Below are 22,499 nucleotides of genomic sequence, written 5' to 3'. Positions count from 1 at the left end.
AATAGTTTTTTCTTGATGATTAACAATTAGGAATAATGCTATAAAACTTCGATAAAAAAGCAATATTGCCTATATTTATAGTTTACAAATCACATAAAACTAAATAAAATGATAAAAAATATAATTTCATTAGTCCTTTTGATAGCTTCGGCTGGGTTAAATTTCAAACATGGTTTAGATTCTTTCAAAACGCCTACAATTGAACAACAAAAGATGATTGCACAACTGGGGCTGAACGAGTCCAGTATGAAATATATGGGCATTTTGGGCATTTTGATAGCAGTGCTTCAGCTCATTCCTAAAACTTTCTTTTTGGGTAATTTATTAAACGCCTTTGTTATTATTACAATCATGGCATTTGCCATAAGGGTAGAAAATTATAAGATGGTATTGATTGAAATTCCTTTTTTGATAATGCCTTTGGTAATGATTTGGCTTAAATATCCGTTCAAAAATTAAATCCATTTATTAAATGCAAAGTTTACCTCCTATACGAATAAAAACCATCACAGATGGCCATAAAATTGCTGGTCTTGAAAAACCAAATCACCCACTCATTAGCCTTGTGGACGTATCTCAATTTAAAAATCATACCGAAGTGAATTCGGTTATTTTTGATTTCTATGTAATTTCTATAAAACGTGGCTGCGATAATTTAATATATGGTCAGCAAAAATATGATTTTGATGAAGGATTAATGGCATTTATGTCACCTGGTCAAATATTACGAGGGGAAGCAGGTGGCACCCCTCCTAACCTTCGAGGATGGATGCTATTTATTCACCCAGATTTTTTGTGGAATTCCTCATTGGCTTCAAAGATAAAGAAGTATGATTTTTTCAATTATGCTGCAAATGAGGCACTTTTTCTTTCAGAAAAGGAGGAAGTAATTATAAATGGCATAATAGAAAATATACGCCAAGAATATAATTCAAACATTGATACTTTTAGTCAAGAAATAATAATTTCTTACATCGAAACTCTCCTAAATTACGCTCAAAGGTTTTACAACAGGCAGTTTATTACTCGAAAAAAAACAAATCACCAAATATTGGAGCAATTAGAAAATATACTCAATCGTTATTTTGAGGATGAAGAAATGATTTCAAAAGGTCTTCCGACTGTCCAATATGTTTCAGATCAACTCAATCTCTCAGCAAGCTATTTGAGAGGGCTTCTCACCTCACTTACAGGACTCAGTACGCAACAACACATTCATGAGAAATTAATATCAAAAGCTAAGGAAAGATTATCAACTACCGAATTATCGGTAAGTGAAATCGCTTATGAATTAGGTTTCGAGCATCCACAATCCTTTAGCAAATTATTTAAAACAAAAACTTTACTTAGCCCATTAGAATTTAGAGAGAGTTTTAATTGAAATTGGTTTTTGTTAGACAAATGAGTGAGTTGTTTTTAGTAGAATAACAAAAGACTTTCAATAACAAAAGGTTCTTCTTCTTCAGTTGTATAGGTTCTTTCAACTAACTCAACAGTAGTACTATGAAGGTTATGAATATATCTCAATTTGAAAATTACTAACAACCAAAGCTATGCTCAAACACATAGCTTTGGTTAATATCTATTTTACTTTCCTAATTTGGCTAACACTTTCTCTAATAGTTCTTTGGTAGCTCGAATACCATCGTCATTGGAAAGATAAGAATTGTCACCGCCCATATCTCGTAATAAACCACCCTCGTACTCTACGCCCACATATCCGCCTGTCCAACCAGAATTTTTGATGATTGTAAACATCTTCATGAAATCGGTATCTAAATCCATCCCATTGGAATCAAACTTATGGGTTTTAGCACTGATACCTTTAGCAAACGGCATCATTTTCTTAACGCCGTCATATTTATCATATTCTTTTAGACATTTAGTCGCAATGATACTCTTGATGTCCATTGCAGCAGGTTTGGTCCTTTCGGCACAGAAATTCCCAAAATCTGGGAGAAAACCTTTGTTTTTGGCTGGAATTTGTTTCATAATACCCACCAACCAATCAGCATCAGTAGAATAACTAAAATGATTTTCAACAATCACATTGATTCCCATTTTTCCCGCAAATTCGACTAATTTAGTATATCCATCAACGGCTGCTTTGGCTACAACTTCTTTTGTTCCTTCTTCAGGTTTACCTGTCATCATTGCCATAGCATCACCCAGATTCACTCTGATAGCACTGCATCCTAAAAATTTGGCAGCTTCCACCCATGCATAATGGCTTTCAACTGCTTTTTGCCTTTTTTTGTCGTCAAGAGCGGTAATGTTTTCGCCATCAACCATAATTAAATGATTTTTAACGCCTAAATCATTGCATCGTGTTTTGAGTTCTTGCAGGTATTTTTGGTCGGTATGTTTGTTGTTGAAAAATCCAGAAACATATTCTAAAACATTTATATTATGCACTTTTTTTGCTCTTTCAGGAAAATCCATATTGGTCATTTTACCAGTATATAGTTCGGAAGCAAAGGAAAATTCGGCTAATGAGATTTCAAAGGTGAAAGGTTTTGCGGTATTTGCCAATAATTCAGTAGGCAAAATACTTGATAAGCCAAGCCCTGCGGTGGCTAATCCCAATTGGTTAATAAACTGACGACGAGAGTTTTTCATGTTTTTATGTTTAAATATTTTGAGAATTATTCTGAAATAAAAGTTACTGTAAGCGGGACAAATAATGCCCCTTTGGCTTTTTCGTTCTTGAAAACAAAATATAGACTATGAATACCATTTACAGGTGTAATCGGGATTTTATACGGAACTGGTTTTGATTTTCCATTAAATAAATTCGGGTCGTCTTTAGGCTGTACAAACTCACTTATGCCATAAATAGGGCCATCGGGTGAATCAAGATGAACTTCAACTACTCCTCCTTGGGAATTTAGTTGTTGCACAGGTGCCACTATGGTCATCTCAAGGCGAGTAATACCTTTTAGGTCGATATTATTGAAACTCAAATTACTATTAGCTGCTATCACAATTGGTAAATCCATGGTGCCTGTTTTATACCGCATTATACCTTTGGTCATCGCATCCGCAGAACCAAGTGCCAACACTGGATTTTTCAAAGTGATGGTTTTTTCATGAGATAATGCTTGCATGCCATTGGCTCCTTTATCAGTATAAGATGCTGTAAGTTTATAGACGCCTTTGCTTAAATCAAGTCCTGAAGGTATTTTAAATGCTAACTGTCCGGTTGTAGGCAATAATTTGGGGGCTTTTTTCTCTTCACCCAGACTTAAAATATATTCGACCATTTGCTTAGCTTCCGGAAGTCCAACACTTGGATGAGCCGACATGGCCACTTCACCCCAAACTCCAGCACCACCTTTTATAATTTTCTGCGAAAGCACATCTATTGCTGTTGAACTTGTTTTGTACTTTTTAGAAACCTCAACAAATGATGGTCCAACCGACTTTTTATCTTCAAAATGGCAGGCTTTGCAGTCACTGGCCGCTATCAAGTTTTTACCTGCTGTAAACGTAGATGCAGAAAATTGATGCCCTTTAGGTTCTTGACTATTATCTTCTGAGTCTTGGTAATTGGCCATAAATTTTACATTTGAAGGCACAATTCGTTTGTCCGCCAAACTACCGTCTTCTTTGTCAGTAACATTGACTTTATAGCTAATTTTTTTGTTTGGGAAAAAGAAGGTTTTATTGCCCTCAGTAATATCTAAAGTTACTTGAGGTGGTTCATTTCCAGCAACCAATATAATTTCGCTCGAATTCTTCAAACCTTTGGCATCGGTTGCGGTGAGAACTGCTTTGTATCTACCTACATTTTTGAATACAAACTGCGGGTTTTTCTCTTTTAAAAGAGCCAAAACAGCTCCTTTACTGTTTATCAATTTCCATTCATAGGTAAGAGAATCACGGTCAAAATCAACCGTTCCTTCTGCTGAAAACTGAACTTTTAATGGCAATGCTCCTGCTAATTTATCGGCAGATGCCATAACTTTTGGTTTTCGGTTACCACCGTTGTATTCGATACGTACCAATTTCGATTCGGGATTAGCCATAAACCAACCTTGACCATATTCGAGCAAATATAAATCGCCGTTTGGGCCAAAAGCCATTTCTATGGGGTGTTCAAGTTTTAGGTTTGGAAGAAACCTCTCCATTTTTGAATATTCCCCCTTTTCGTTCATCGTAACGGCAATTATCCAATCACGCATCCACTCATAAATAAACAATTTGTTTTCATAATATTCAGGAAATACTCTTGTGGCATTGGGGAAGTCGGCTTTATGAAAAACTGGACCAGCCATGGCACTTCTACCACCCGAACCTAACAATGGGAATTGCTTAGACTCGCTTGCAGGATACCAAATGAAAGCCTTTTGAGCAGGTGGAATTTCTTGTAATCCAGTGTTATTCGGAGAATTATTGATTGGCTTTTCAGGATTAAATTTGTTTCCTGATTTTCTGGATTCAAAATCAAAATCCCAAAATGCTTTGTTGTCGCCAACAAAATACGGCCAACCAAAATTGCCTGACTTTCGGGCTTGTCCAAACTCATCTTCTGCGGCTGGCCCCAAACCAGTAGAATCTGTCCCAGCATCGGGGCCTACGTCGCCCCAATACACGAAACCCGTTTTTTTATCTACTGATATCCTGAAAGGATTTCTGTGTCCCATAGTATATATTTCTGGGCGAGTTTTTGGCGTATTTTTAGGAAAAAGGTTTCCTTCAGGGATGGTATAGGTTCCATCAGCTTCTGGATGGATTCTCAGAATTTTACCTCGTAAATCATTGGTATTACTCGACGATTTTTGGGCATCAAAGGCCGACCTACCTGCACGCTCATCAATTGGAGAATATCCATCTGAGGCACGAGGACTCGTATTGTCGCCAGTAGATAAGTACAGGTTTCCAGCAGCATCCCAATCAATCGAACCACCCGTATGACAGCAGTCAGTTCGCTGTGTGGGTATTTCAAGGATAACTTTTTTAGACGAAATGTCTAAAGTATTGTTGATAAAAGTATAACGTGCCAGTATATTTTTTGCTTCGGCACCAGCTGGCGAATAATACAAATATATCCAGTGATTTTTTGAGAAATTAGGGTCGATATTTAATCCTAAAAGTCCATCTTCAGCCTCAGATTCTACTCCTTCAGTACTTCTATAGGTGGTGCTCACTGGTATAGTTGCGATGATAGATGTCTTTTTTGTGGTATTATTAAACAATTTTACTGCCCCGTGTCGCTCAATGAATAAGACATCCTCGTTGGGTAAGACCGCCAACTCCATAGGTTCGTTTAGGTTTTGTGCTAATACCACTTTTTCAAAGCGGTTTTCTTCAGGTGTTTGCGAAAAACCGAGCAGTGGTACAAAAAGGATAAGAAGAAATAGAAAATTTCTCATAAAAATTATTATTAAACTTTCTTAATGTGTAAAAACTACGCAATAATAATATAATTTTCTTAATGTGTAATATTTACGCACAAAAAAATTAATTTTGTACCCACAACGAATTATTGGATGAGCAACATTTTAAAAAATATATTAGAGAGGTCACTTAAAGAAGTATCAATAGACTTTGTGATTTTCGGTTTTAATGGAGGCGAGTTGAAAGTATTGCTTTTAAAATGGAAAAATACCGACAAGTGGAGCTTACCAGGAGGACGGATTTTTCCTGATGAGAATCTGAACGATGCGGCCGTCCGAATATTGGTAGAACGAACGGGTTTAAAAAATCATTTTTTGCAACAATTTCATACTTTTGGAGATGTAATTCGTAATAAGAATTACAGTAAATCTGAAACCTATAAGTACCTTGAGACAGCATTTGGTGGTTCATTTAAGACAGGCGAATCATTGGGTAGGGTAATTTCGGTGGGTTATTATGCGTTGCTCGATTTTGAAAAAGTAACTGCAGTACCAGATTTAGTTACAGACGAATGTAAGTGGTATCAAATCTCTGAATTACCGCTAATGCTTTTTGACCACAATGAAATGGTAGAAAAAGCCCTTAAAACATTAAGAAAAGACATTAGATTTATGCCCATTTCTAATCTTTTACCAGAAAAGTTTACTATTTCAGAGATACAAAAATTGTACGAGACCATTCTCAATAAACAATTTGACAGACGAAACTTTCATAAATCGTTAGTCAGCCAAGATTTTCTAATTAAACTTGATGAGAAAAGGATTGGCAATGCCAATAAAGCCCCGCATCTTTTTAAATTCGATACACAAAAATACTTAGTGGCTTTGGAGAACGGGATAGACCTTTAAAAGTAGCCTTGAAGAATGTATGTAAAAAACGAGTGCTTTATAGTGAGATTCCTATAAATTAAGTGCGGCTGGGGCCACCCCAAATTTCTTTTTGAAAGCAAAAGAAAAATGAGAATAATCTTCAAAGCCCAAATCTAAATAAACAACCGATGGCTTCTTTTTTTGTTTTGAAATTAGAAAATATGCCTCTTCTAATCGTCTTTGAATCAACCAATGACTGGGGCTATCATTAAAAATTGTTTTAAAGTCTCTTTTAAAAGCAGATAGACTTCTGCCAGTTAGAAAGGCCAATCGTGCTATACTTACATTAAATTGGTAATTTTTCTGCATGAATTTTTCTAAATCTATTTTTGTTGGAATACCAAAATCAAATAATAGTTTTGTCAATTCTGGTTGACTTTTTAAGAGTATTATCAAAAGTTCCTCGTATTTTACATCTGCAAAGGCTGGGTCAAGCGTATTTTGAGCTAAGTAATAGGGTTTTAATGATTTTATAAACTGCTTAATAAGCGTATTCTTTTTAAGCTTAATAAAAGTATCGAGAGATGGGAATTCTGATGAATTTATTTTATTTTCTTCCGAATAATTTTTTAAAAAGGTCGAGTCAAAACAAAACATTATTGGTTCAAAGTTATCGTCAGCTATTTTGTATCGAGCCAAGCGATTCTTACGAGCTATGAAGTATTCGCCCGATTTGAAAGCATAACTTTTGTGACCATCAAAACAATTAATACTCCCACCAGCCACATAAACAAATATATGGTCAGGTATAAATTGCTCGTTAAGAATATTTATAAGAAGGTCTTTTGTTAAATCTATCATTTTATTGCACTTGGTGCCATTCTTTGGTTAGGCAAAATATTTAAAAACCATAGTAAATTTAAGTTTTTAAAATCTCATTTTCAAAGTAGAATAACAATCCGCACCTCAGCTCACATAGAATTTTTTTTTGAGTAATTCTATCGGCTTCAAAAATTTTATTGTACCAACCTTCTTTCATTTTCATGACTTTATTAAATTGAATTTTATAATGCTTTCTAAAGAAGCCAGAATTGCATCTTCTTGAGTACTCATGGGCTTCCACCCAAGCATATTTTTGGCCTTCTTATTACTTACTTTTCTATTCATTCTTAATAGCAAATACCCTTCTTTGGCTTTTTCATTAAATAATGAAGCTAATTTCAATACTAAGTTAGGTATTTTTCTGGTTGATACGTTCGATGCAAACATTGGCTTGGAGTTTCTAATTAACTCAGCTATTTCCTGCATCGATATTTGTCCATCAGCAGTAGCAATAAATCTTTGACCATTAGCAGAGGCGTTTTCCATGGCTTTGATGTGTAGGTCTGCTACGTCTCGTACATCCACAATATTTAGTGGAATATTGGGAATGGCCTTCATTGAGCCGTCGAGCATGTGTAATAAGATATTGAAACTTCCTGTGACATGTTCATTCAACGATGGGCCTAAAATAGCTACGGGATTAATGGTAGCAAATTCTAAACCATTGCCATCTCTTTTTATAAACTCCCAAGCTGCTTTTTCTGCCAAAGTTTTCGATTTTTCATACACAGAAAGTCCATTGATATTTGTATCTGTCCAGTCTGCTTCGGTGGTATCTCTACTTTTATCAGTTTGGCTAAAACCCACCGCCCCAAAGTTTGAAGTCATTACTACTCTTTTAACATTAGCATCTTTAGCAAACCTTAAAATACGTTGTATGCCTTCAACGGCCGGCCTTATGGCCTCGGTTTCATCTTTGGGTTTATCCAAAAATACTGGAGAAGCAACACTTAGTACATACTTGCAGTCTTGCATAGCCTCCTTCCAATTTTGGTCGCTGAGGAGTTCAGATTCTACAAATGATAAATTTTCAAACGAATTGATTCCGTTAGCTTTTAAGGTTTCAAGTACTTTTTCTTTACTTTTTAAGGAGCGTAAACTTGCTCTGACTTTAAAGTTTCTTTTCAATAATTGCAGAATAATATGCATTGCCAAGAAGCCATTTCCACCAGTTACTAATACCATTTCTTTATTTTCCATATTTGCTTTTTTAAATTAATGGTGCAAAGGTATATCGAAATAAACATTGACTTGATTGTTGAAAAGTCCAAAAATGGTTTGTTGAGAAGGTCAAAAAATGTTCAAATAGTAAAATTTTAGTGTCTAAAGGGGAAGCTTTTAATTTGTGAAGATATTTGATTGCAATAAAAGATATATAATTTTACAAAAATCACCGAGTTAGTTACTATGAAAACTTGAAGGCAGTGTAAGTATTAGAAAGGAAATCTAAGCTAGTATTTTAGGTCAAAAAAAGCCGGTTTTTTTTTGCTTTTTCATCATTGATGACCTTGTAGAGTAATATTGTTGAAAGCTTAAATTAACTTTATTAAAAACAAATATTACGAATACCTTGAAAGATTAAAATGATATTTTGAGATTACTAAGGTTCAAATAGTTACAGCTGCTATGTAATTTTAAAACTACCAATAATATAATTGTACAATAAGTGAATTATAGATAACATCCCACAAAGTTCATTTGAATAATCATAAAATAAATTAGTTTTTTTGATAATTTTGAAGAGTAGTTACTACAGTTATCAATAAACAGAAGTCTTAGTGAACTGTTTTTATTATTTTTTTTCAATAAAAATTTAATAATTTTCCAAAATTTCGATAAATAGAGATGGTAAGTCATACTATTGATAGCAAAGCAATTGATACATTACGAGATATTCCTGATTTAATCCCAGTTTTTCGTCAATATTACGAAGATTGGAACATACGTGTTTTTAATCGTGAAGAGAACGAGTGCCGAAACTACTTATCACCGAATAGGAGGGAGTTTTATAAGGTGCTATTAATCTCAAAAGGAGAAGGCGTTTTTACGATGGGATTGAATACATATAATATAGATAAGCCTACAATATTATTTATACACCCTAACGATATTATCTCATGGAAGAGAATACCATCAGAAAGTGCGGGTTACTTCTGTCTATTTAAAAAAGAATATATTAACCACCATCCACAGCTAAAAACTGCAATTGACAAATATCAGTTATTCAATGATAAAAGTAAAAGTATCATTAGTTTAAATGAAAATGAGCTGATAGTGATTGAAAACTACTTTAAAAAGATGCAAGATGAAGAAAAATTGAATTCGGAGTACTCGGAAGATTCAATGCAAATATTTCTTCAAATGATAATTTTGGAAGGAATAAAGGCAGGTAAATACCCAAAACCAGATAATGTCAGTGATGAGTATAGATATGTTCATCAGTTTTTTAACTTGCTTGAAAAAGAATCATCACAAATCAATTATACTAACCCAATACGAATTAAAACTGCCAAGGAGTTTGCTACGAGCTTAGCAGTACATCCAAATCATCTTAATGCTATTATTAAAAAACATACTGGTCAAAATGTCAGTACACATATTCGTAATAGACTATTGGATGAAACAAAAGCACTATTGGTGCAAACTGATTGGAATTTGCATGAGATAGGTTATAGTATTGGCTTCACCGAACAATCAAATTTCAATCTTTTCTTCAAAAAAAATACAGGTTTTACCCCTACCGAGTTTAGAAAACAATATCATCTTTGAAATTAATAAAACTTGCATTGTTTTCCATATAACTTAATTCTGCCTCTTCTGCCACCTTTGTATTGTTAATTTACTACAATTAAATACAAAGAAAAATGGCAAACGTAACAATCAAAATTCCTGCAAAAAACACAGAAAGTGTTTTTAAAAACATGAGAGGTGCTCACGTAGCTCTCAGAGTTCCTGACTACGAGCAAACTAAAAACTGGTACATCGAAAAGTTAGATTTTCGATTACTTCACGAATGGCCATTTGGTGATTTACAATTGGCTTATTTAGCTCCAGCCAATGACGATAATTTTTGGATAGAACTATTGGCTGGCGGTAACCCAGAGCCAAAAGCAAACTATGCCGACCTAAACGAAAGCCTTCACCCAAGCGGCTATCATCACATTTGTATGGATGTAAAAAGTGTAGATGAAACGCTGGCCGAACTAAGCAAAAGAGGAGTAACCATACTCGGTGAGCCTTTTGATTTACCTGTAATTGGCAAACGTCTTGGTTTTTTCTCTGACTTATGGGGAAATGTAATAGAGCTCGCAGAGATTATTCCCAATTAAATATTAAAGAAAATATCAGTTAAAGAAAATAGTAATCATGGAAAATTTAAAAAATAAAGTTTGGTTTGTAACAGGTGCTTCAAAAGGATTAGGACTTACGCTTGTAAAGCGACTTTTGAATGATGGCTATCAAGTGGCTGCTACATCCAGAAGTAAACAATCATTAATAGAAGCTATTAGTAATACAACTGAAAACTTTCTTCCATTGGAAGTTGAGTTAACAAATGAAAAAAGTATCAAAGATGTAGTTGTCGAAACGTTGAAGCATTTCAACACCATTGACATTTTAGTAAATAATGCTGGATATGGGCAAATTGGTACTGTCGAAGAACTGCGTGATGAAGAGGTTAGGAACAATTATGACGTAAATGTTTTTGGACTACTGAATGTAACTCGCCAAGTATTACCTCATTTAAGAGCAAAACAATCAGGACATATTTTTAACATATCTTCTATTGGTGGTTTTGTTGGAGGCTTTGCTGCTTGGGGGATTTACTGTTCTACAAAATTTGCAGTAGCGGGTTTAACAGAAGCACTTGCAGTAGAGGTAAAACCATTTGGAGTAAATGTCACGTTGGTGTATCCAGGCTATTTCAGAACTAACTTCTTGTCGAAAGATTCCGTTTTAGCACCCAGAAATCCAATAGATGAATACTTGGAAGCAAGACAATCTCAGATTGCACATCAAAACGAAATAGATGGCAATCAGCCTGGAGACCCTAATAAAGCAATAGATGTTTTAATACAAATGAGTAAAGAACAAAACCCACCTTTACACCTATTCTTAGGACAAGATGCTTATGATATTTCTAAAAATAAATTGGAAGAAGTATCCAAGGAATTGGAACATTGGAAAAGCTATACTTTGTCTACGGGATTCTAATTTTTTTCTGTGAATTGAAAAATGACCGATACGAATGTGAATATAAATTTTTGTATCGGTCATTTTATTGAAAACCCGTTTAGAATTGAACTTTTATATTAAAATTTACCGAAATGAAACTACAAAATAATTTACCTTGGTGGGGGCCACCTAAATTCTTTTCTCCTGAAATTTCTGATAGAAAAATTAGCTGGTTGGAGTTATTTTATGATTTGGTATATGTTTTGGCGATTTCAAAAATCACCCATCATTTATCAGAAGATTTTAGTTTGGAAGGCTTAAAAAACTATTTTTATCTATTTAGTATTATATTTTGGGGCTGGTTAAATGGTAGTTTATACCATGATTTGCACGGTTCAAATGGACTCAGAACGTATCTAATGACGCTTTGGCAAATGATAATTGTTGCCGCTTTAGTGGTAACTTTAAGTTCCTCTCAAAGCCAAACGGGTGTTACGATTGTCATTTTGATAATGCAAGTTTTTATAACCTATTTATGGTGGAGTGTTGGTATTTATGATAAATCACACAGACGCTTAAATCTACCATATACTATATGTTTTTTAATTTCATTTTTTGTCCTTCTCTTCTCATTGTCAGTTCCGAGTAACTTCAATTTTTATTGGCATTTAATAGCTATTTTCTTCAATTATCTGCCTCCTTTTTTATTAACCAAAGAATTGAAGAGAAGTAACAATGATTTTTCTTTTTCTAAAAGTATGACCGAACGCCTTGGACTTTTTACAATAATTATATTTGGTGAGGTTGTGATTGGGGTTGTTAATGGTATCTCGGAAGTTAATCACTTGAATTTTTTAACTTGGATAAACTTCGGGTTTGGCATCTTGATTGTGTTTACTTTGTGGTGGTTGTTTTTTTCTATGGTGGCAGATAAAGAAATAAGGCACGGATTTCTTTGGAGCAACCTCATGGCCCTTGTTTATATCCCTACTTTAATGGCATTGGGTATTATCGGGGTTTCGTTCTCCAAACTATTTCATAATGCTGACTTCTATCAATTTCATTTGTTTAGGTTATCATTAGGTATCGCAATAGGAATATTTTTGCTTGGGGTGCTATTCATAACATACTTTGTGAAATATAATGAAGAAGTACATAACAAACAGCCAATAACTTATGGAATAGCAGGTGTTTCTCTTTTTTTTATATTTTACTCATTCTTCCATCTAAATAGCCTTTTCATCTATCTTACTGTAATACTAGTTGTTTTACTAAGCTTGATTGCTTTTATTTCATTCTGTTTTTTTGAGATAAAAAATAATTCATGATTGTAATTTTGGCTACAAACAAACTCAATTTGGCAACTTTTCTCATTTTTATATTACCGTATTTTGCATCACAAAAATTAAACATACTGTAATGAGAAAAACGATATTAATTACTGGTGCATCAGCTGGATTGGGTAAGGCCACAGCAAAACTATTTCAATCCAAAGGTTGGAATGCAATAGCAACTATGAGAAACCCCGAAAAGGAAACTGAACTGATACAATTAGAAAATGTAAGTTTAGTTTCGTTGGACGTTACCAATGTTTCACAGATTAATGAAACCCTTAAGAGCATCACTGCCCACCAAAACATTGATGTGGTTTTCAATAACGCAGGTTATGGTTTAGGAGGAGCATTGGAGTATGCCACTGACGAACAAATTTTACAACAAATTGAAACCAATCTAACGGGTGTTATCAGAGTTACCAAAGCTTTTATCCCATATTTCAAACAAAAAGGAGAAGGGCTTTTTATTACAACTACTTCCATTTTTGGATTTTCATCTTGTCCTTTGTCAAGTGTGTACAATGCTACAAAATGGGCACTGGAAGGATTTAGTGAAAGTATTTCATACGACCTTGCTTTGTTTAATATTGGAATTAAAACCGTTGCACCAGGGGGTATCAAAAGCAATTTTGTAAATGCAATGCAATTTGCAGATACTAATGGGTATGAAGTTGTAAACGAAAGTATGAGAAAACTCATCAGCAATGGACAACTCTTTCAATTCAATGAAGTAGAAGAAATAGCAGAAGTGATTTACGAGGCAGCCACAGATGGTAAAGACCAATTGCGATATTTGGCAGGTAAAGATTCGGTAGAGACTTTTCAGCAACGAAGCAAAATAGGAGCAGAAAATTTCAGAATTGAACTAAAACAGAAGCTTAATCTTCCTATTGTTATTTAGAAATTTGAAAGTAATACTTAACAAACAACAATGAAACAAATTGATAGTGTTGTAAAATTTGATTCACTTTCTGAATTAAATAAAGTATTAGGCTTGCCAAAACCTTTGCATCCCTTAGTAAGTCTGGTTAATTACGCCGATATGAAGACACCATTTGACGAGCAACCGAAGGCTCTTCTAATGAATTTTTATAAAATATCGTATAAAGTAAATTTCCAAGGAAAAATAGGCTATGGCCAAAACTATTATGATTTCAATGAGGGTAAAATGGCTTTTATTGCACCTAATCAGCTGTTGGCAAGAGGGGAAAACGACGAAGACCTATCAGGTTATACATTGCTATTTCATCCAGACCTAATCTTAAATTATCCATTAGTTTTAAAAATTAAGAACTTTTCTTTTTTCTCGTACGCCGCAAATGAAGCTCTGTACTTGTCTGATAAAGAAAAACAGATTATTTTTCAGATTTTTGATAATATATATGAGGAATTGAATGGCTCAATAGATGATAGTACCCAAGATGTACTGGTATCTCAAATTGAATTGTTGCTAAATTATAGCAATCGTTTTTATAAACGCCAATTTATTACAAGAAGGATTGTGAACAACGATTTATTATCAAAAATGGAGAGGATTCTAAATGATTATTTTGAGCAAAAGGAAACTATTAACAGCGGGCTACCAACAGTAGAGTTTATATCAGAAAAATTAAATGTATCTCCTCGGTATTTAAGTGATATGTTGCGTTCATTAACTGGTCAGAATACACAACAACACATTCATAACAAATTGATTGAAGTGGCAAAAGAATATTTGGTAATTTCAGAGTTGTCTGTTTCTGAAATTGCTTTTCAATTAGGATTCGAGCATTCTCAATCTTTCAGTAAGTTATTTAAGAAACGGACAAATATGACCCCTTTGGCATATAAACAATCATTTAATTAAACAACATGCTTTATAGTAGTTTAATTTTTATTTTGCCATTTGAAAGTGCTAAATTAGAAATAGGAATTATTAAAAATATAATTTTTTAATAATTCCTTATAATGTATGAGTTTGCAATTGTCCAGAAAGTCGTAGCTTTCTGAACCAGACAGTTCTGAAAACTCGTCTATATATATATTGTATAAATATAGTCCAAAAAGTAGGTCCAGTTGAATAAGGAGTTCATGTGGTTTCATAGCAGTTGTATTGTGAAACCTAAATTTCGGAAATTTGCTTGATTTTATTCCTATATATTACCTACCACATTATAGAAAGTACGAGTCCAAACAAACGTCCATCTGATTAGACCAATCATTCCAAATAACTTTATGGTTTCTTAGTTGCTTTTTTACTTTTTCGTACATTTCTTTTACTTAGGGGACTACAAGTTGATAATGCTCAAATAAATCTTTGGGTCTGCCACCTGTTCTGCCTCAAGGTTTTGAGTCACTCAACTCTGTGATAGTTTTTCTGATGATATTTCTTGATAATATAAGTATTGAAAATAACTGGCAAAAAATATTGTATAATAGTGTTTAAAAAATAGTTTTTACTGCGTTTACAAAGAGTGTAAACAATGTTTACAAAAAGTGTTTACAGCGTTTACAAAAACTGTAAACAATGTTTACAAAGAGTGTAAACATTGTTTACACCTGATTATCAATAGTTTACATAATTTTGATCTACAAAGTGTTTACAGCGTTTACAAAAACTGAAACATCGGAAGAGATAATTTTTTGTTAGGAATTATAATATCTTTCGGAGACAAACTCTTCAAATTTATTTCATGATAGTAGTTTTGTTTCAGTAATTAGACAGCATTTCTCCTCCCAACAAAATTGAAAACCTACAAAAATAGTGTGACTTCTATGCTAAATTGATTGTTTAGTCCATTGTTGGGTAAAGCCCAACAATTAGAATTGGTTTGTCATGCGGTCTGAAACCTGATTTTTTTGAATATATTCTTATAAAATGGTTATTATCAACTATTTATATTTTTAGAGATAAGTTTTTAAAATTGATTTTATATGTTTCATAGTGGATTTAATTTTTTTAAATCAGGAAAATTAGCCTTTTTTATTTGAAATGAATCATTTTTTCAAAAATGGTAGGCATAATTACACAGTTGCGATCTTAAAAAAGTGCAATTTTTGATCAGTGGTAGCAATTGAAAAAAAGGCATATTGGTTTTATAACGAATGTTATATTAATGACTTTTTCTAAGATTCAAAACATGATGACTGTAACACCATTTCTTACTGCTTTTATCATTTTTTTTACATGAAAAACACATTATTTTTAACTTAATACAGCTAAATACAAAGCTAATACAACTTAATACAACCGTAAATACAGCTAATATAACTCTAATACATACTAATACAACCTAATATACTTGTAAAACAGCCAAATACAAAGCTAATACAACTTAATACAACCCTAATACAGCTTAATACAACAAAATATTGGGAGATGATACACCCTTTTTATGTCTAAACAATAAGCTATTGCCTAAAACCAAATGTGAGGGATTTTGTGTACGGCTAAATTTAATCATTGCCTCACATCCATTCCAAAAAGTATCTAAAAAAAATCACATATTTTAAACTTTAACTCCCCTCTTTCTATGAGAAAGATACTGATTGTTTTGTGTTTTACTTTTGGCTTTTAAAAATTTCCGCACAAGTCAAGAAACCTAAACCCGACACACTTAAAACCACACAAGCAGTTTTATCGGTTTTATCTGAATCCGACGAACGAGCCAAGAAATTCATACCTCAGTATGCCCCACTTTCACCCAATGCTTTGAGTTCTCAAAAGTTTGGAGATTATCAAATGAATTTAGACACAGATATGCCAAATATTCCCATCACTCTTTTTATCAGTATCTACTACACAGAATTATCATACAGTCAGTTTTAAAATGACCGAAATTGCTTCTTGGATTGGGTGGAGTATGTTTCTGGATTTTGGTTCTTTGATTAATCGTATCGTTCAAGGGTTAAAAGATGATAATAGAATATTTCTACGATACGTTTTTTTGAAATTGTATTGCATGGATTATAATTGACCCAAATTTTCTACTTTCATAAGTATCTTTTTTTTCTCATATATTTTTTTATTTAATCACCGTTGCGGTGGAACGAAAAACTTTCATATATTTGAAAGTTAGCGGCAAGTTTAACAGACCTCTCATCTCTGAGTAATGACCAAAAGAAATAGCAGAATATTAACCCCGATAATTCCATTTATAGCCATTCCTGCTACAATAACTGGAGTTTATACAATGATTTATTTTAATGCTCCAAAACAACTTTGGATAATTAATTTGACTTCTGTTTTGATTTTTTCATTGCTTGCCTTCCTTTTTTTCAAGGATAGACTTCGGATAAAAAATATCAACTCAAAACTAATTTTATTTTTAGCAATTATCTTACTATTTGGTACTTTTTTCAATAAAGGGATTGATGATGTTCATCGCTGGTTAAATTTCGGTTCAATAAAGTTAAATGTAGGTTTAATAATTTCACCCGTAGTTTTATTATTAATTTCAAGAGAAACGAATGTATATTATTGCTGTGCTGCCTTTACTCTGGTAACAATATTGTTTTTGCTTCAACCAGACGCCTCATTAGTAACAGCATTTTCAATCTCTGCCACCATATTGATGATTGACAAATTGAAAAACAAGGTAATAATTATCATTTTCATCTTGCTAGTATTACTTTCAGTTGCTTTTTCTTGGTATTTTTTGGATAACCTAAAACCTGCAAATTATGTTGAAGATATTATGAGTTTGACTGAAAGAATCTCACCTTATTTATTTATTATTTCATTGTTTTCATTATTCATTTTGGTTTTGCCTTTTTTTTTAGGTCAATTCAAAAAAGATAAATTAATAATTTCATTGGGGTGTTATTTTATCTTGCTAATTACCTCTTCATTCATTGGAAATTTTCCTGTAATGATTATAGGATATGGTTTTTCGCCTATTATTGGGTATTTTATTGGGCTAATTTTGCTTATTGAAAAAAATAAGGTACCAGTGATTCAATTATAGACAGACTCATGGTAGCTTTCGTATTAGTGTTTTAGGATCAAAAAGGATACTCCAGTCTCACAAAACGACGTTTGTTTGATAATTTAAAAGTACGACAAGAATAATTCAGCATAATCTTTGAAAGATACTAAACAATACAAAAACTACGACCGCATTGGCGAACAGCAAAACCTTGGTTTTATGAAAGATTCTCCCTAAATGTTTAATTGTAACCAATTTAGTAGATGCTACAGATATTGGCATCATGAAAATTGTAGATACAAGATAACAGACTTTTGGGTATCACCCGACAAAATGACTATAATGCAGCAGTTGGATATTGTACCAGTGGGCTAATTTTAAAATTTTCTATTTATCAATAGGCGGGTTCAATACAATGTTCCTGCCTTTCTTCATTTTTAATAATGTAAAAGCAATGAACTTTTAAACAAAACAAACTTGACCCTTAAAACAAAATCCATTTCCTAATTCTGCTCTAATTTTGTCTCATTAAATAATTTAAAAAACAAATTAAAAATGGAACAGAATTTTAAACCAGCAGCACAATTGCTCTCTGATTACCTCACAAGTGTAAGCGAAGGCAACCCTTCTAAAACGGCTTCATTCTTTGCAAAAGATGGCTATATAGATGCTCCTTATGTAGTAACACTTGGTATGCCATCAAAGATTACGGGTAAAGAATCAATAGAATCCACAATGAGTGGCCTTCTTCAGAATGCCCCAAATTTTCACTTCACTACTATCAAAGTTATATTAGAAACACCCACAGAAGTAGTAGCAGAATATGAAAGCGAAGCTACATTGGCCAATGGTCGTGAATATAAGCAGTTGTATATAGGTCATTTGATTGCAAAAGATGGTGAAATACTTTGCCATCGTGAATTTTTGAACACAATCCCATTTGTTCAAGCTTTTTTTCCAAATGGTCTTTCTGATTTAATAACTACTAAATAATCCAGCCATGAAAGTAACAAAACAAATGCACAATAAAGAGCTACAAGGTAGCTATGACATAATGAAATTTTCTTCAAGATTACTCATGAATGATTTTGGCATTAGAATGCTTAATGCCAATACTAAAAGGTCAAAAGGTAAAAATATTGAAGGGCTTCAATGCGAAGAAAAATATATCCCAAGTCGAAATGGTGGCCCCGATATTAGGATAAGAATTTTTAAGCCATTGAATACAAATGGTACATTGCCAGGTATGTTATACATTCATGGCGGTGGTTATATGTTAGGTAGCCCTGAAGAGTTTATGCCAGTAATCAAAAAATTGATTGACACAAAGCCATGCGTGGTTGTGGCCCCAGATTATCGTAAAGCTGTAGATGCACCTTATCCAGCAGCATTCAATGATTGCTATGATACTTTACTTTGGCTGAATGAAAATGTAAACCAACTTCATATTTTACCTAAAAAACTAATAGTGACAGGTCATAGCTCAGGAGGTGGACTCACAGCAGCCATAACTTTAAAAGCAACTGATACCAACGATGTAAAAATTGCATTTCAAATGCCAATTTACCCCATGCTTGATGATAGACAAAATACAGTATCGGCAATCGACAACAATTCAGCAGGGTGGAATGCAAAATCTAATAAGTTAGGTTGGTCAAAATATGTTGGGCATCTAAGAGAAATCCCACATTATGCTGCTCCAGCCAGAGCAAAAAATTATTCAAAATTGCCGCCAACTATCTCATTTGTTGGTGACCTAGAACCATTCCGAGACGAGACTATTGAATATGTAAAAAACATTGAGAAAAATGGTATTCCTGTTTTATTCAAACTTTATCCAGGTTGCTACCATGCTTTTGAGATTTTGTTTCCAAAACTTGAAATCAGCAAAGATGCTTGGCAGTTTCTTTTATCATCTTATGCATCCTTCATGGATAAATATGTATATGAAAAGTAGGAAACGTAAACTGAACTTTTGAACAAAATAAACTTGACCTTTTAAACAAAGTTGCAATTTCATATACATTGTACTTTTGTATCACAATAAAAATATAATAAAATGACAAATTATCAAGGGGCATTACAACAGCCCACAAATTCAGATTTCAATGCACAATCCACATCTACAGACGTAATACATGGCATTGACCTTACAGGTAAAATCGCAATAGTTACAGGTGGTAATTCGGGTATAGGTTTAGAAACAGCGAAAACTTTAGCTAATGCAGGGGCTACTGTAATTGTACCAGCGAGGGACATCGCAAAAGCTAAAAAAAATTTACATGGATTACCTAATGTAGAGATAGAAGAAATGGACTTAATGAACCATTCATCAATCGATAATTTTGCAATCAAATTTTTAGCTTCAGGCAGACCTTTACACTTACTTATCAACAATGCAGGCATAATGTGGGTGCCACTTCGCCGAGACAATCGTGGTATCGAATCGCAATTGGCAGTAAACTATTTGGCACAATTTCATTTAACATCACTTTTGTGGGCAGCACTCAAAAAAGCCAACGGAGCAAGAATCATCAACCTTACTTCACAAGGCCATCATTTTGCTCCGTTTGATTTTGCCGACCCAAATTTTACTTATAAAGCATATGAAACTTTGCTTGGTTATGGCCAATCAAAAACTGCTATAATATTGTTTTCAATGTTATTGGCTGAAAAGGCAAAACCTCATAAAGTAAATGTGTACTCAGTACACCCAGGTTCAGTTAACGGTACAGAATTAGGCAGAGAAGCTTCATTAGAACTTTTCCAGCAAATGGGCTTTTTAGATGCACAAGGTAATCTATTACCTGAAGTAGCCGCATCATTAAAATCTATACCCCGAGGTGCTGCTACAACGGTTTGGTGTGCAACGAGTACTTTTCTCAATGAAATAAGCGGTGTGTATTGCGAAGATTGCAATATTGCGAACCTTGCCACAGAAGAGACAAAGTTTCAAAGCGGTGTAATGCCTTATGCGTTAAACATTCAAGATGCTGAGCAGTTGTGGGTTTTGAGTGAAAAAATGACAAATATACCATTTGAGGTAAAATAACACTTGAACTTTTAAACAAAATAAAACTTCGGTATTACAATTAACTTTGGATATAAAAATAACTAAAATATGGAACAGTTTCAAAAATTTATCACTACCGAAATAAAACTTTCAAACCTTAATGAAAAGTATTTCAAAACGGAGGTTACACTTCAAGAGCATGTATTGGTGTTTTTTATTTCGGGTGAGACTAAATTGATACAGGCTGACCATAGTTTTATTTTTGGTGCAGGCGATGTGGTGCTTTTACCTCGTAATCAATTGACCACAGTAATGAATTACCCAAAAGATGGATTGCCTCACAAAGCAGTGGCAGTTCATTTATCTACCGATCGGCTTATTGATTTTTATAAAAATATAAAAGTAGCTTCAATAACCAAACAAGATAAAGTCTTGCATTACAAAAATCATCTATTACTCGATAGTTATATAGCTTCTCTGTTGCCCTATTTCGAAATTAAAGACACTATACCCGAAAGTATAGCTTCACTAAAAATTAACGAAGCTATCAGTATTCTTAGGACGATAGACACAAGTATTGATGCTGTTTTATCCAATTTTGACGAACCTTACAAAGTGCCTTTGATAGAGTTTATGGAAAAGAACTTTATGTTCAATATGCCATTAGAAAAGGTCAGCTATTTAACAGGCCGTAGTTTGTCAACATTCAAAAGGGATTTTAAAAAAACATTTAATACAACACCACAAAAATGGTTAACTCAAAAGCGTTTGGAATTGGCTCATTATTATTTGGCAGAAAAAAGTAAAAAGCCTGTGGATGTTTACTTCGAAGTTGGTTTTGAAAACCTTTCCCATTTCTCTTTTGCTTTCAAAAAACAATACGGCTATGCTCCTACAGCTATAGCTTTAAACTTTAAAAGACCATGAGTTTGACATTACTAACTATGTGGGCTGCCAAAAATATATTAGGCAAAAAAAAGAAAATACCAATGGTTACTTCTTTTACTGCGAATCCCACATTAACCACCATTAAAAAGGTTTGGAAAGGCACACCTATAGACCAATTCGGTAAATTTATTTACCCCGAAAACCCTACTATCATAAGTTATAGCGAAGTTTTGAAATTTATGGTACAGCCAAACCCTCAAAGAGCATTTAAAAAACAAGACAGTTGGAGAATCTCTGTTATAAAAAATGGTAATTGGCTTAATGACAGTAGCGATAAGATTGTTTGGTTAGGTCATGCCAGTTTTTTTATTCAGCTAAATGGTATTCGCATTTTGATAGACCCTATGTTTTACAATTTGGCAGTTGCAAAGCGATATTCTGAATTACCCATCGACCCAACCAAATTTCATAATATAAACTACATACTTGTATCCCATGCCCATTATGACCATTGCGACAAAAAGAGCATCAAACTTTTAACAAAAAACAATCCAAACGCTCAAATCCTCTGTGGCTTAAATCTTGAAAAACTATTACGAAAGTGGCTACCAAACAAAACTCAGTCGGCAGGTTGGTATCAGCAATATAGCACTGAAAAAGACTTGAAAATTACTTTTGTTCCATCAAGGCATTGGGCAAATAGAAGTCCTTTTGATGTAAACAATACGCTTTGGGGCGGCTTTGTCATAGAGTGTTCAGGCAAGACCATTTACTTCAGTGGCGACTCAGGCTATGGCTCACATTATACGGAAATTGCAGAAGTTTTTCCATCTATAGATATAGCACTAATAGGTGCAGGTGCTTATGCACCTACATGGTTTATGGGTCAGCACCATCAAGACCCACATCAAGCATTGCAAGCATTTCACGATACCAAGGCCAAAACATTTATTCCTTTTCATTACGGAACATTCGATTCAGCCGATGAACCAATGGGTGAGCCAGAGGAAATTTTATCACAGCTAAATGCAGATGGTAAAATCAATAATCAGTTGAGATTTTTGAAGTTGGGGGAAACTCATTTAGTATAAAA

General features: G+C 33.6%; 20 protein-coding genes. 16 read left to right on the top strand and 4 right to left on the bottom strand.

Features of this window, described 5'->3' with window-relative positions; genetic code table 11:
- The first annotated feature begins 108 nt into the window (after positions 1–108).
- Positions 109–459: a hypothetical protein gene (locus tag ACQUQZ_RS24725; RefSeq protein WP_435357887.1), complete on the top strand. Its 351-nt coding sequence runs from the start codon at positions 109–111 to the stop codon at positions 457–459.
- 13 nt (positions 460–472) lie between these two features.
- Positions 473–1,381, top strand: coding sequence for a helix-turn-helix domain-containing protein (locus ACQUQZ_RS24720; RefSeq protein WP_435357886.1), 909 nt, complete (start codon positions 473–475; stop codon positions 1,379–1,381).
- 206 nt (positions 1,382–1,587) lie between these two features.
- On the opposite strand, the gene ACQUQZ_RS24715 is transcribed toward ACQUQZ_RS24720, so the two are convergent.
- The gene (locus ACQUQZ_RS24715) at positions 1,588–2,619 is read right to left on the bottom strand and encodes a sugar phosphate isomerase/epimerase family protein (protein ID WP_435357884.1); all 1,032 of its coding nucleotides are present in this window, start codon (positions 2,617–2,619) and stop codon (positions 1,588–1,590) included.
- Between the two features lie 26 nt (positions 2,620–2,645).
- Positions 2,646–5,375, bottom strand: coding sequence for a PQQ-dependent sugar dehydrogenase (locus tag ACQUQZ_RS24710; protein WP_435357882.1), 2,730 nt, complete (start codon positions 5,373–5,375; stop codon positions 2,646–2,648).
- Positions 5,376–5,492: 117 nt separating this feature from the next.
- On the opposite strand from ACQUQZ_RS24710, the gene ACQUQZ_RS24705 reads away from it, so the two are divergent.
- A complete protein-coding gene (locus ACQUQZ_RS24705; RefSeq protein WP_435357880.1) occupies positions 5,493–6,248 on the top strand; it encodes an NUDIX hydrolase in 756 nt (251 codons plus the stop codon).
- Positions 6,249–6,299: 51 nt separating this feature from the next.
- Here ACQUQZ_RS24705 and ACQUQZ_RS24700 read toward each other — a convergent pair whose 3' ends face one another.
- Positions 6,300–7,070 carry a helix-turn-helix domain-containing protein gene (locus tag ACQUQZ_RS24700; protein ID WP_435357878.1) on the bottom strand — a complete coding sequence of 257 codons (771 nt, stop codon included), beginning with the start codon at positions 7,068–7,070 and terminating at the stop codon, positions 6,300–6,302.
- Positions 7,071–7,250: 180 nt separating this feature from the next.
- On the bottom strand, positions 7,251–8,291 hold the full coding sequence (locus tag ACQUQZ_RS24695; protein ID WP_435357877.1) for an SDR family oxidoreductase: 1,041 nt from the start codon (positions 8,289–8,291) through the stop codon (positions 7,251–7,253).
- 645 nt (positions 8,292–8,936) lie between these two features.
- Between ACQUQZ_RS24695 and ACQUQZ_RS24690 the strand changes: the two genes are divergently transcribed.
- The 13 genes from ACQUQZ_RS24690 (at position 8,937) to ACQUQZ_RS24630 (ending at position 22,497) form a co-directional block, all read left to right on the top strand.
- Positions 8,937–9,860 (top strand): AraC family transcriptional regulator, encoded by a 924-nt coding sequence (locus ACQUQZ_RS24690; RefSeq protein WP_435357875.1) that lies wholly within the window; start codon positions 8,937–8,939, stop codon positions 9,858–9,860.
- A gap of 95 nt (positions 9,861–9,955) precedes the next feature.
- Positions 9,956–10,420, top strand: a complete 465-nt coding sequence (locus tag ACQUQZ_RS24685; protein WP_435357873.1) for a VOC family protein — start codon at positions 9,956–9,958, stop codon at positions 10,418–10,420.
- 37 nt (positions 10,421–10,457) lie between these two features.
- Complete coding sequence (locus ACQUQZ_RS24680) at positions 10,458–11,303, top strand: SDR family oxidoreductase (protein ID WP_435357871.1); 846 nt, start codon at positions 10,458–10,460, stop codon at positions 11,301–11,303.
- Positions 11,304–11,416: 113 nt separating this feature from the next.
- Positions 11,417–12,592 carry a low temperature requirement protein A gene (locus tag ACQUQZ_RS24675; RefSeq protein ID WP_435357869.1) on the top strand — a complete coding sequence of 392 codons (1,176 nt, stop codon included), beginning with the start codon at positions 11,417–11,419 and terminating at the stop codon, positions 12,590–12,592.
- A gap of 91 nt (positions 12,593–12,683) precedes the next feature.
- The gene (locus tag ACQUQZ_RS24670) at positions 12,684–13,499 is read left to right on the top strand and encodes an SDR family oxidoreductase (protein ID WP_435357867.1); all 816 of its coding nucleotides are present in this window, start codon (positions 12,684–12,686) and stop codon (positions 13,497–13,499) included.
- A gap of 30 nt (positions 13,500–13,529) precedes the next feature.
- A complete protein-coding gene (locus ACQUQZ_RS24665) occupies positions 13,530–14,444 on the top strand; it encodes a helix-turn-helix domain-containing protein (protein ID WP_435357865.1) in 915 nt (304 codons plus the stop codon).
- A 1,689-nt stretch (positions 14,445–16,133) separates the two neighbouring features.
- Positions 16,134–16,406 carry a hypothetical protein gene (locus ACQUQZ_RS24660; protein WP_435357863.1) on the top strand — a complete coding sequence of 91 codons (273 nt, stop codon included), beginning with the start codon at positions 16,134–16,136 and terminating at the stop codon, positions 16,404–16,406.
- 283 nt (positions 16,407–16,689) lie between these two features.
- Positions 16,690–17,544, top strand: coding sequence for a hypothetical protein (locus ACQUQZ_RS24655; RefSeq protein ID WP_435357862.1), 855 nt, complete (start codon positions 16,690–16,692; stop codon positions 17,542–17,544).
- A gap of 516 nt (positions 17,545–18,060) precedes the next feature.
- Positions 18,061–18,498 (top strand): nuclear transport factor 2 family protein, encoded by a 438-nt coding sequence (locus ACQUQZ_RS24650; protein ID WP_435357860.1) that lies wholly within the window; start codon positions 18,061–18,063, stop codon positions 18,496–18,498.
- A 7-nt stretch (positions 18,499–18,505) separates the two neighbouring features.
- Positions 18,506–19,462, top strand: a complete 957-nt coding sequence (locus ACQUQZ_RS24645) for an alpha/beta hydrolase (RefSeq protein ID WP_435357858.1) — start codon at positions 18,506–18,508, stop codon at positions 19,460–19,462.
- Positions 19,463–19,564: 102 nt separating this feature from the next.
- Positions 19,565–20,557 (top strand): SDR family NAD(P)-dependent oxidoreductase, encoded by a 993-nt coding sequence (locus tag ACQUQZ_RS24640; RefSeq protein ID WP_435357856.1) that lies wholly within the window; start codon positions 19,565–19,567, stop codon positions 20,555–20,557.
- Positions 20,558–20,626: 69 nt separating this feature from the next.
- On the top strand, positions 20,627–21,445 hold the full coding sequence (locus ACQUQZ_RS24635; protein ID WP_435357855.1) for a helix-turn-helix domain-containing protein: 819 nt from the start codon (positions 20,627–20,629) through the stop codon (positions 21,443–21,445).
- Complete coding sequence (locus ACQUQZ_RS24630) at positions 21,442–22,497, top strand: MBL fold metallo-hydrolase (protein WP_435357854.1); 1,056 nt, start codon at positions 21,442–21,444, stop codon at positions 22,495–22,497. Before ACQUQZ_RS24635 ends, ACQUQZ_RS24630 begins: the two co-directional genes overlap by 4 nt.
- The last annotated feature ends 2 nt before the right edge of the window (positions 22,498–22,499 follow it).

It is taken from the genome of Emticicia sp. SJ17W-69, from assembly GCF_051209875.1.
Classification (GTDB): domain Bacteria; phylum Bacteroidota; class Bacteroidia; order Cytophagales; family Spirosomataceae; genus Emticicia.
The sequence above is the reverse complement of the archived record's forward strand: the minus strand, read 5'-3'. Positions and strand labels throughout refer to the sequence as shown.